The organism is Streptomyces sp. NPDC001668, assembly GCF_042893155.1.
Taxonomy (GTDB): Bacteria; Actinomycetota; Actinomycetes; order Streptomycetales; family Streptomycetaceae; genus Streptomyces.
On the sequence record NZ_JBIAUQ010000008.1, the window covers coordinates 327,700 to 338,770 of the forward strand.

At 71.9% G+C, this 11,071-nt stretch carries 11 protein-coding genes; all 11 read left to right on the plus strand.

The genetic code is table 11. The annotated features are described in order from the left end of the window. Window positions 1-3: 3 nt before the first annotated feature. The 11 genes from fabG to ACFYZ8_RS25725 all read left to right on the plus strand — a co-directional run bounded on the left by fabG (window position 4) and on the right by ACFYZ8_RS25725 (window position 11,070). The gene (fabG, locus tag ACFYZ8_RS25675; RefSeq protein ID WP_388535906.1) at window positions 4-753 is read left to right on the plus strand and encodes a 3-oxoacyl-ACP reductase FabG; all 750 of its coding nucleotides are present in this window, start codon (window positions 4-6) and stop codon (window positions 751-753) included. Next, window positions 750-1,523 carry an enoyl-CoA hydratase/isomerase family protein gene (locus tag ACFYZ8_RS25680; RefSeq protein ID WP_388535904.1) on the plus strand — a complete coding sequence of 258 codons (774 nt, stop codon included), beginning with the start codon at window positions 750-752 and terminating at the stop codon, window positions 1,521-1,523. The genes fabG and ACFYZ8_RS25680 overlap by 4 nt, the downstream gene beginning before the upstream one ends. A gap of 1 nt (window position 1,524) precedes the next feature. Continuing rightward, on the plus strand, window positions 1,525-2,334 hold the full coding sequence (locus ACFYZ8_RS25685) for an enoyl-CoA hydratase/isomerase family protein (protein WP_388535902.1): 810 nt from the start codon (window positions 1,525-1,527) through the stop codon (window positions 2,332-2,334). Window positions 2,335-2,350: 16 nt separating this feature from the next. Next, the gene (locus ACFYZ8_RS25690) at window positions 2,351-3,142 is read left to right on the plus strand and encodes an enoyl-CoA hydratase/isomerase family protein (protein WP_388535899.1); all 792 of its coding nucleotides are present in this window, start codon (window positions 2,351-2,353) and stop codon (window positions 3,140-3,142) included. Window positions 3,143-3,144: 2 nt separating this feature from the next. Then, window positions 3,145-4,761, plus strand: a complete 1,617-nt coding sequence (locus ACFYZ8_RS25695) for a class I adenylate-forming enzyme family protein (protein ID WP_388535897.1) — start codon at window positions 3,145-3,147, stop codon at window positions 4,759-4,761. Window positions 4,762-4,853: 92 nt separating this feature from the next. After that, a complete protein-coding gene (locus ACFYZ8_RS25700; protein ID WP_388535894.1) occupies window positions 4,854-6,557 on the plus strand; it encodes a class I adenylate-forming enzyme family protein in 1,704 nt (567 codons plus the stop codon). After that, entirely contained in the window at window positions 6,554-7,831 is a 1,278-nt protein-coding gene (locus ACFYZ8_RS25705; RefSeq protein WP_388535891.1) for a Rieske 2Fe-2S domain-containing protein, read from the plus strand. The genes ACFYZ8_RS25700 and ACFYZ8_RS25705 overlap by 4 nt, the downstream gene beginning before the upstream one ends. After that, on the plus strand, window positions 7,828-8,349 hold the full coding sequence (locus ACFYZ8_RS25710; RefSeq protein ID WP_388535889.1) for an aromatic-ring-hydroxylating dioxygenase subunit beta: 522 nt from the start codon (window positions 7,828-7,830) through the stop codon (window positions 8,347-8,349). Before ACFYZ8_RS25705 ends, ACFYZ8_RS25710 begins: the two co-directional genes overlap by 4 nt. Before the next feature lie 11 nt (window positions 8,350-8,360). Continuing rightward, window positions 8,361-8,582 (plus strand): hypothetical protein, encoded by a 222-nt coding sequence (locus ACFYZ8_RS25715; RefSeq protein WP_177262142.1) that lies wholly within the window; start codon window positions 8,361-8,363, stop codon window positions 8,580-8,582. 11 nt (window positions 8,583-8,593) lie between these two features. Beyond that, window positions 8,594-9,856 carry an acetyl-CoA hydrolase/transferase family protein gene (locus ACFYZ8_RS25720; protein WP_388535885.1) on the plus strand — a complete coding sequence of 421 codons (1,263 nt, stop codon included), beginning with the start codon at window positions 8,594-8,596 and terminating at the stop codon, window positions 9,854-9,856. Continuing rightward, window positions 9,853-11,070: an acetyl-CoA C-acetyltransferase gene (locus ACFYZ8_RS25725; protein WP_388535882.1), complete on the plus strand. Its 1,218-nt coding sequence runs from the start codon at window positions 9,853-9,855 to the stop codon at window positions 11,068-11,070. Before ACFYZ8_RS25720 ends, ACFYZ8_RS25725 begins: the two co-directional genes overlap by 4 nt. Window position 11,071: the final 1 nt, after the last annotated feature.

An 11,071-nucleotide genomic window follows, 5' to 3' on the forward strand; every position in this document is an offset into this window, starting at 1 on the left:
CGGATGGGTGGGCTGATAGCGGGCCGGTCCGCGATCGTCACGGGCGCCGGCCAGGGGATCGGCCTGGCAATAGCGCGGCTGCTGCACGAGCACGGCGCACGGGTGACCGTGGCCGACGTGGACGCCGGACGCGCGGAGCGGGCCGCAGCCGACATCGGCGGTGACGACCCGGCTTCCGTACTGGCTCTCGGCTGTGACGTCACGGACGAGACGGCGGTCGAGAACATGGTGGGGCGGGCCGTCGAGCGGTTCGGCGCGTTGGACGTACTGGTGAACAACGCGGGGATCACCCGTGACGCCTCGCTGAGGAAGATGACCGCGGAGGACTTCGACGCCGTGATCGGCGTGCACCTCAGGGGGACCTGGCTCGGCGTCCGGGCGGCCGCGGCGGTGATGCGCGAGGCCAGAAGCGGCTCGATCGTGAACATCTCCTCGCTGTCCGGGAAGTCCGGCAACCCCGGCCAGACCAACTACAGCGCGGCCAAGGCGGGGATCGTCGGCATGACGAAGGCGGCGGCCAAGGAACTCGCCCACCACGGAGTGCGGGTCAACGCGGTGCAGCCCGGCCTGATCCGCACCGCCATGACCGAGGCGATGCCGCCGGACGTCTTCGCGGCCCGCGAGGCCGACGTGCCCATGAGGCGGGCGGGACGGCCCGAGGAGGTCGCCGGGGCCGTCCTCTTTCTCGCGAGCGAGCTGTCCAGCTACACGACCGGCGCGGTTCTCGAGGTGGGGGGCGGGCGGTCGATGTGAGTACCCAGGTCACCCAGGTGGTGCGTACGCGCGTGGAGGGTGCGGTCGGCCACGTCCTGCTCGATCGCCCCGAGGTGATGAACGCGATCACGGTCGAACTCGGCGCACAGCTGGAGCGCGCCCTGACGGAGGTGGCGTCAGCGGCACGGGTCGTCCTGATCCGTGGCGCGGGAGGCAACTTCTGCGCCGGCGGCGACTTCAAGGAGCTGCAGCGGCTGCGGGCCGGCGGACCGGGGGCGATGACGCCGCTGTTCGACAACTTCGGCCGGGCCTGCGCCCTCATCGCGACCCTGCCGGTCCCCGTGGTGGCCGTCGTCGAGGGATACGCCATGGCCGGCGGCTTCGAACTGATGCAGTCCTGCGACATCGCTCTGGTGCGCGAGGACGCCCGGATCTCCGACACGCATGCCAACTTCGGCCAGGTGCCGGGCGGCGGCGGCACCCAGCGGCTGCCCCGCCTCGTGGGCCGTCAGCGGGCCCTGGCCCACATCCTCACCGGGGACCGCCTGTCGGGCACGGAGGCCGTGGCCTGGGGGCTGGCGTACCGGTGCCTGCCGGACGAGGGGTTCGAGGAGGCGGTCGCCGCGTTCGCCGAACGGCTCGGCGGCATGGACCCCCGGGCGCTCGGCACCGCGAAACGCCTGGTGTACGAGGGGCTGCGGCTGCCGCTGGCGGACGGCCTCGCCCTGGAGCGGGCCGCGGTGCTCGACCACCTGGGCGGGGCGGCGGCCGGTGCCGGAATCGAGGCCTTCACGGCGAGAGGCGAGTGAGATGACGGACAAACTGATCGATTCCGGGCCGGTGCTCCTGGACCTGGACACGGACGGAGTGGCACGGCTGCGGCTCAACCGTCCGGAGGCGTCCAACGGCATGGACGTGCCCTTCCTGCGCGCACTGCACGCGGCCGTCATGCGCTGCCACGCCGAGGACGGGGCGCGCGTGGTGCTGATCACCGGAGAGGGCCGCAACTTCTGCGCGGGCGGCGATGTCCACACCTTCGCCGGCCAGGGGGAGAAACTCCCCAAGTACCTGCGGGAGGCCACCTCCTGGCTGCAGATCACCACCTCCGCGCTGCTCCAGCTGCGTGCCCCGGTCGTCGCCGCGGTGCACGGTTTCGCGGCCGGAGGCGGTGGCTTCGGGCTGGTGTGCGCGGCGGACTTCGTCATCGCCGCGGAGTCGGCGCGGTTCATGTCGGGCGCGGTCCGGGTCGGAATGGCCCCGGACGCCGGAGTCTCGGTGACGTTGACCCGGCTCGTGGGTCTGCGCAAGGCCATGGAGATCCTGCTGACCAACCCCACCCTGACCGCCGCCGAGGCGCTGGACGCGGGGCTGCTCACCCGGGTCGTGCCGGACGACCGGCTGCTCGACGAGGCCCTCGCGTTCGCCGGCGGCCTCGCCGCGGGCGCGCCCCTGGCGCTGGCGGCGACCAAGCGGCTGGTGTGGGGCGGGGTGGGCGCCGGCGTCGAGGAGCGACTGGCCGAAGAGGCCCGTACGGTCGCCGAACTGTCGGGCACGGCGGATTCCAGGGAGGGGCTGGCGGCGGTCATCGAGCGCAGGCCCCCGGTCTTCACGGGACGGTGACAGGGGATGAGACGCCATGACTGACCACAGCGGCGAGGACATCGTGCTGGCCGAGGACCACGGCGCCGTCCGGGTACTGACCCTGAACAGGCCCAGGAAGCGCAACGCGATCGACCTCGCGCTGCGGGTGGTGCTCGCGGAGATGCTGGAGTCCGCGATGGCCGACGACACCGTACGGGCGATCGTGCTGACCGGCGGCGGTGGCACCTTCTGTTCGGGCGGGGACATCTCCACGATGCGTCGGCAGAGCCCCGAGGAGACCCGTCCCAGGGCCGAGGCGGCCCAGCGGGTGATCCGGGCCATCTGGGACGGGCCCACACCGGTGGTGGCGGCCGTCGAGGGTTTCGCGTACGGCGCGGGGGCGGCGCTCGCGCTGGCCTGCGACCGGGTGGTCGCCGCGACCGACGCGTCGTTCAGCACGGCGTTCACCGGCGTCGGCCTCGCCGGTGACATGGGGATCACCGTGTCCCTGCCGGCCAGGACCGGTCCGGCCGCCGCCCGGCAGCTGCTCCTGCTGCCCCGCCCGGTCCAGGGCCCGGAAGCGCTCACCCTCGGTCTGGCCGACGTACTGACCGAGCCGGGGGCCGCGTTGGACCGGGCGCTCGCCGACGCCGAACGCATCGCCGAGGGCCCGCCCCTCGCGCTCTCCGCTCTGCGGGCGATGCTCGGCGTCCGCGCCGGGGGCGATCCGCGCGCGGCACTCGACCACGAGGTCGAGCACCAGGTCCGGCTCTTCGACTCGGCGGACTTCGCCGAAGGCGTCGCCGCTTTCCACGAACGGCGCCGCCCCGAGTTCAAGGGATGCTGACCATGACAGAACCACTGGTGTCCTCACTGTGGCCCAGGGACGAGAGTGTGCCCCTGCTCGACCACACCGTCGGCTCCCTGCTGGCGGAGCGGGCCGTGACCCACGCCGACGCCACGGCCCTGGCCGGTGTCGCGCACGGCGGTGGTGCGGAACGCCGGCTGACCTACCGGCAGCTGTACACCGAGGCCCGGCGGGTGGCCGCCGCCCTGCTGAGGCTGGCCGAGCCGGGGGAGTTCGTCGCCCTGTGGGCGCCGAACGTCGTCGAGTGGCCGATCGTCCAGTACGGCGCCGCGCTGGCGGGAGTCACCCTGGTCGCCCTCAACCCCGTACTGCGGCCCGAGGAACTCGTCCATGCCCTCAACCACTCCGGAGCCGTCGCGCTGCTGCACGCGGACGTGAGCCGCGACTACGACCTCGCGGCCGTCGCCGCGGCCGTCCGGCCCCGGTGCCCCGGGCTGCGGCACGTGGTCTCCCTCGCCGAACACGACCGGTGGAACGCCGAGCCGCGGGATCCGCCGGACGCGGCTGTCCAGGACCCCGGTGCACCGGTGATGCTCCAGTACACCTCGGGCACCACCGGCCTGCCCAAGGGCGTGCTGCTGACCCATCGGTCTCTGGTCAACGTCGCGCGACTGAACCTGGAGACGGTTCAGGCCGAGCCGGGAGCGGTGCACGTCAGCCCGTTGCCGATGTTCCACACGGCCGGGTGCGTGGTCGCCACCCTCGGCACCCTGTGGCTGGGAGGCTGCCTCGTACTGGTCGAGCAGTTCCGGCCCGGCCCCGTACTGGAGGTGATGCGCGAGGAGCGGGCCTCCGTCCTGTTCTGCGTGCCCGCCATGCTGTCCGCCCTGAACGAGACCGCCCGGGAGACGGGTGGTCCGGCCCCCGCCCTGCGCAAGGTCCTCGTGGGCGGCGCCAATGTGCCCGCACCCCTGATCGAGGCGACCCGGGAACTGTTCGGCGCCCGCGTGCACAACCTGTACGGCCAGACGGAACTGGGCCCCACCCTGACCGCCACGCGGGTCACGGACGACGACACGGACGTCAGGGACACCGTGGGGCGGCCGCTGCCGCAGGTGGAGTGCAAGATCGCCGACCCGGTGACCGGCCAGGTGCAGCCGCTCGGCACGCCGGGTGAGATCTGCGCCCGCGGCTACCAGCAGATGATCGGGTACCTGCACGATCCGGAGGCGACCGCGCGCACGGTAGACCCCGAGGGCTGGCTGCACACCGGTGATCTCGGCGCCATGGACGCGCGCGGGGTGATCACCATCACCGGACGGCTGAAGGACCTGATCATCCGCGGTGGCGAGAACATCGCGCCGGCCGAGATAGAGACCTGCCTGCTGGGACACGAGGCCGTGCTGGAGGCCGCCGTGGTGGCCCTGCCGGACGAGAGGTGGGGCGAGGCCGTGGCAGCGGTCGTACGTCTTCGAGGACAGGTGCACGACGGCCTGCACGAGGCCCTGGTCGAGCACTGCCGCGGCCGCCTGGCGAAGTACAAGGTCCCGCAGTACTGGTACGTCGCGCACGAGATGCCGGTCACCCCGGCCGGCAAGGTGCGCAAGTTCAAGCTCCGTGAGGCCGCCGCCGCGGGGATCCTGCGCCGACTGGGGTGAGTCCCGTGAACCGGTGAGTCCCGTGAACCGGTGGTTGCCTATCTCTGTCCTCGTCATTTAATCTAACGTCAATTAGAAAAAGGAGGTGTTTCGTGACCTCGGAAATCGAGCGGCGCCGCGAGCACCTGAGTGCCCGGTTCCCGCGCTGGACCCCACGCACCCTCGACGACTGGCTCGACCACTGCGCCGCGCGGTACGGAGACCGCCCCTTCGTCATCACGGACGAGCGGACCATCGGCTATGCCGAGACGGCCGAGTGGGCCGCCCGCCTCGCGGACGGTCTTGCCGCGTTCGGTGTGCGCCCCGGCGACCGGGTGGGGCTGCTGATGGCGAACTTCCTGGAGTTCGCCCCGCTGAAGTTCGCCGTCGCCCGGACCGGTGCCGTGGCGATCCCGTTCAACTACCTCTACCGGCAGGAGGAACTGGCCTACGTCCTGGCCCAGTCCGAGTGCTCCGTCCTGATCTCCATGACCGCGTTCGGCGACCTCGACTACCAGAGCATGCTCGACGCCGTCGCACCCGGCTGGGACACCGGCGCGGCGCCCGCGCTGCCGCACCTGCGGCAGGTCGTCCTGCTGCCCACCGAGGGCACCGAGCCGCGCGACGGCGTGCCGACCGTGGCCTCGCTCGCGGACTTCGGCGACCGCCACCGAGGGGAGTGCCCCGCCGGAGCGGCCCGGCCGGACGAGATCGGGGACCTGCTCTACACCTCCGGCACCACCGGCTCGCCCAAGGGTGTCCTCGTCACCCATGACTCCGTGCTGCGGACCGCCTACGCCTCGGCCCTGACCAGGGCGTTCCAGGACGGCAGGAGGATCCTGTTCTCGCTGCCCTGCTACCACATGTTCGGCTACGTCGAGGGGATGCTCGCCGCGATGACGGTCGGCGGCGCGATCGTCCCGCAGACCGCCTTCGACCCGGTCGCATACCTCGCCGGGATCCAGCGGCACCGCGCCACCGACATCCTCTGCGTGCCCACGATGACCGTGGCCCTGCTGGAACACCCCGCACGCGTGGACCACGACCTCTCCTCGCTCACCGCGCTGCTGTCCGGCGCCGCCCCGGCCCCGGTCTGGCTCTGGAAGCGGGTGCGTGCGGAACTCGGCGTGGAGGAGATCACCACGGGATACGGCATGACCGAGTGCGGCGGAGCGATGACGCTCACCCTTCCCGATGATCCGCTGGCGCGGCACGCCGGCTCCGTCGGCAGACCCAAGCTGGCCGGCCCGGCCGGACTGCCCGACGGCACGCTCGCCACGTACAAGGCGATCGACCCGCTCACCGGCGAGGACCTACCTCCCGGAGCCGAGGGCGAACTGGTCTCCCGGGGCCCGACGCACATGCGGGGCTTCTGGAAGAAACCCGAGGAGACCGCGAAGGCCCTGCGCGACGGCTGGGTGCACTCCGGCGACCTGGGCCGGGTCCGGGACGACGGCTACCTCGAAGTCACCGGCCGCACAAAGGAGTTGTACAAGAGCGGCGGCGAACTGGTCATGCCCAAGGAGATCGAGGACCTGCTCACCGCCCACCCCGCGATCAGCCAGGTCTACCTGGTGGGCGTGCCCGACGAACGATGGGGCGACGCCGGCTGCGCCTGCGTGGTCCGTGCTCCCGGCGCGGACCTCTCCGCCGCGGATGTCGTCGCGCTGTGCAAGCGGCGGCTCGCGCGGTTCAAGGTCCCCAAGCACGTGCTGTTCCTGGACGCCGCCGAACTGCCCACCACACCCACCGGCAAGGTGCAGAAGTTCCGGCTGGCGCAGTACGCCCAGAAGCGAATCGAGGATGGCGAAGCATGACGGCCACGCTGCCGGAGACGGCACACGAGCAGACGGACAAGTACGCACGGCTGATCCAGCCGACCAGGGTGCACGGATCGCTCTACACCGATCCGGAGATCTTCGCCGAGGAACTGGAGCGCATCTGGTACCGCACCTGGGTCTACGTCGGGCATGTCAGCGAGGTCCCCCAACCGGGCGACTACGTACGCAAGAACATCGGTCCGCAGGACGTCATCATGACCCGGGACCGCGACGGCGAGGTGCACCTGCTGCTCAACCGCTGCGCCCACCGCGCCAACCTGGTGTGCGACGCGCCCAGCGGCAACTCCAACTCCTTCCGCTGCCCCTACCACGGCTGGACCTACCGCAACAACGGCGACCTGCTGGGCTACCCCTACAACAAGGGCTACGGCGGCAAGGGCAAGCTCGCCCTCGGCCTCGGCCGCCTCCCCAGGGTCGCCTCCCACCAGGGCTTCGTCTTCGGCAGCTTCGCATCCGACGGCCCGACGCTCACCGAACACCTCGGCGCCGCCGCCGGAGAACTGGACCGTCTCGCACGGCTCTCCCCGGAGGGCGAGGTCGAACTCACCGCCGGCTGGCTCAAGCACCGCACGCGCGCCAACTGGAAGCTCCTCGCGGAGAACGAGACGGACGGCTACCACCCGCAGTTCGTGCACGGCTCCATCTTCAGCGTCACCGGCAGCCCGATCGGCGCCCTGTACAGCGACAACTCCACGGCCGTGACCCGCGACCTGGGTGGCGGCCACAGCGAGAACGACCTGCGCCCGGAGTTCCGCCGCTTCGGCGAGCCGATGCGCTGGTTCGGCACCACCGAGGACCGGGTGCCCCAGTACGTGGCACGCATGAGGGAACTCCACGGCCCCGCCGCCGAGAAGATCCTCGTGGAGGGGTCCCCGCACGTGATGATCTTCCCCAACCTCTTCATCGCCGAGATCCAGCTCTTCGTCATCCAGCCGCTCACGGCCGGCGAGTGCGTCCAGCACGCCACCGCCATCCAGCTCAAGGGCGCCCCCGAACTCAACCGTCGCATGGTGTCGCAGTGCGTCGGCTCGGCCGGGCCGGCCGGGATGCTGCTCGCCGACGACACCGAGATGTACGAACGCAACCAGCGCGGCGTCGCCCTGCGCGAGCCGGAATGGGTCGACATCCGGCGCGGAGTGGACCGCGAACGCACCGACGACAACGGCTTCCGAATCGGCACCGCGACCGACGAGACGGGCATGCGGGGCTTCTGGTCGCACTACCGGAACCTGATGGAGGCGGAGAAGTGACAGCACCGGCCACCACCGACGACACCGCCCTCGACCTGCGCCAGGTGGAGCAGTTCCTGTACCGCGAGGCCCGTTACGCGGACGAGCACGACTACGACGCGTGGGAGGCGCTGTGGACCGACGACGCCCTCTACTGGGTGCCCGCGGGCGCCCCGGACGGTGATCCCGTCCAGCAGATGTCGGTGATCAGCGACAACCGCAGTCGTATCGCCACCCGGTTGGGGCAGCTCAGGACCGGCAAGCGGTACGCCCAGTCACCGCCCTCCCACCTGCGCCGGATCGTCTCCAACGTGGAGATCCTCGACGACGACGCCGGCGGTCCGGGCCGGGAGCCCGGAGACCTGACCGTCGGCGCCAACTTCGTGCTGGTCGAGTCCCGCGAGCGCGGCAAGGAGATCTGGGCCGGGCGCACCACGTACCGGCTGCGTCTCGTCGACGGGCAACTGCGGCTGGCGTACAAGAAGGTCGTCCTGGTCGACCACGACCGTGCGCTGCCCACCCTGTCCTTCCTGATCTGAGGGCGGCACCGATGAACGGGAACGAGATCGTGGGCAGCGAGTTCGCCGAGGTCGCGGTGAGCGTGGACACCACCGCCAACGGTCCCCGGCTCCGGCTGGAGGACCGGCGCACCGGGCGGGTCAGACACCTGGACGCGCTCGAACTGGAAGCCCTGGTGTGGCTCCCCGACGGACACCTGTCCAGGCTGCTCGACCCCTCGGCGGACCGCTGGCGCGAAGACGCCGGCAGCTGACGGGCCGGCACATGGACGTCATCGCACCCGACGAACTCGACCTGTCCCGCTACGTCCGGGCGGGCGACACCGTCGCCTGGGGCCAGGCGTGCGCCGAGCCGCGCACCCTGACCGAGCGGCTGATGCGTCAGCGCGCCGGGATCGGGCCCTTCAGATGCTTCCTCGGGATCCCGGCCACCGACACCGTGCGGCCGGACCACGCGGACATGATCTCCTTCGTCTCCTACACCGGCAGCGGCGGCAACCGGGCCCTGCACCGGGCGGGGAAGCTGGACGTGCTCCCCGCCCCCTATTCCAGCCTCCCCGGTCTGCTCACCACGGGCTCCGTCCGCGCCGACGTGGTGCTTCTCCAGCTCCCTCCGGCGGACGAGCTCGGCCGCCACAGCCCGGGGCTGGCCGACGACTACCTGAGCGCGGCCCTGCACACCGCGCGGGTGGTGATCGCCGAGGTCAACGACCAGGTCCCGCAGACCTGTGGCTCCCGCACGCTGGGTGCCGCCGACCTCGACGTCGTGATCCACACGTCCCGCCCGCCCGCCGAGGTCCGGCCCGCCGCATCCGACGCCGTCACCGCACAGGTGGCGGCCCGCGTGGCCGGCCTGGTGGAGGACGGGGTCACGCTCCAGTTCGGCGTCGGCGGGCTTCCGGAGGCCGTGCTCGGGCTGCTGACGGACCGCCGTGACCTGGGCATCCACTCCGGCCTGATCAACGACGCGGCCATGGACCTGATCGAGAGGGGAGTGGTGACGGGCGCCCGCAAGACGCTCGACCGGGGCTGCTCGGTCGGCGGCCTGCTGATGGGCACCCGGCGGCTGTTCCGCTACGCCCACCGCAACCCCGCGATCCAGCTGCGCGACACCGCCTACACCCACGACCCGCGGACGCTGGCCGCTCAGCACCGGCTGGTCGCCATCAACTCGGCCATCGAGGTGGACCTCTCCGGCCAGGTCAACTCCGAGCTGGCCAGGGGGAGTTACGTCGGTGCGGTCGGCGGCGCCGGCGACTTCCTGCGCGGAGCCGCCCGGTCACCGGGCGGCCTGCCCGTCGTCGCCCTGCCCTCCACCGCCGGTACCGCCAGCCGCATCGTGGCCCGGCTGTCCGGCCCGGTCAGCACCTCCCGCAGCGACGCGGGACTCTTCGTCACCGAGTACGGCGTCGCCGACCTGCGCGGACAGCCGCTGAGCGTACGCCGTGAACGCATGCTCGCCATCGCCCACCCCGACCACCGAGCGGCGCTCGAAGCCGCGCTCGAAGAGCAAGGAGCCCCGGCATGACAGCCCTGCGCCGCGCCGCGATCGTCACACCGCTGCGCACCCCCGTCGGCACCTTCGGCGGCACCCTGCGCCCCGTACCCGCGCACGACCTGGCCGCCACCGTCATCAAGGCCGTGGTCGAGCGCTCCGGTGTCGACCCGCACCGCATCGACGATGTCGTCTTCGCCCAGTCGTACGCCAACTCCGAGGCCCCGTGCATCGGCCGCTGGGCCGCCCTCCGGGCCGGTCTGCCGGTCGAGGTGCCCGGCTTCCAGCTCGACCGGCGCTGCGGCGGCGGACTCCAGGCCGTGGTCACCGCCGCGATGACGGTCCAGACCGGCGCCGCCGACGTGGTCCTGGCGGGAGGCGCGGAGAGCATGAGCAACATCGAGCACTACTCCCCGGACGTCCGCTGGGGCAGCCGCTCCGGCTCCGTACAGCTCTACGACCGCCTCGACCGGGGCCGGGAACGCTCGCAGCCGCAGGAGCGGTTCGGCCCGATCAGCGGAATGATCGAGACGGCCGAGAACCTCGCCGAGCGCTACGCCATCACCCGCGAGGAGGCCGACGCGTACGCGGCCCGCAGTCACCGTCGGGCCGCCGAAGCCCAGGACGCCGGACGCTTCGCCGACGAGATCGTGCAGGTCGACCTCCCTCGCCGGCGCCCCGGTGACCCCCTGTCGTGCCACCGGGACGAGGGCATCCGCCCCGGCACCACCGAAGAGATCCTCGCCGGACTCCGTCCGTTGACGCCCGGCGGCACCGTCACCGCGGGCAACTCCAGCCAGCAGAACGACGCCGCCGCGGCCTGTCTCGTGGTCGCCGAGGACAAGCTCGGCGAACTCGGCCTGGAACCCATGGGTTTCCTGCGCGGCTGGGCGGTCGCCGGCTGCGAGCCCTCGGTCATGGGCATCGGCCCGGTGCCGGCGGTCGCCAAACTGTTCGCCCGGACCGGGCTGGGCTTCGACGACCTCGACCTCGTCGAGCTGAACGAGGCGTTCGCCTGCCAGGTGCTCGCCGTCGTGAAGGAGTGGGGATTCAAGTACGACGAGGACGACGACCGGCTCAACGTCAACGGCTCCGGCATCTCGCTCGGCCACCCCATCGCCGCCACCGGGGTACGCGTCCTCGCCACCATGCTGCACGAACTGCGGCGCCGCGGCGGCCGGTACGCCCTCGAGACCATGTGCATCGGCGGCGGCCAGGGCATGGCCGCGATCTTCGAGGCGGCGTGAC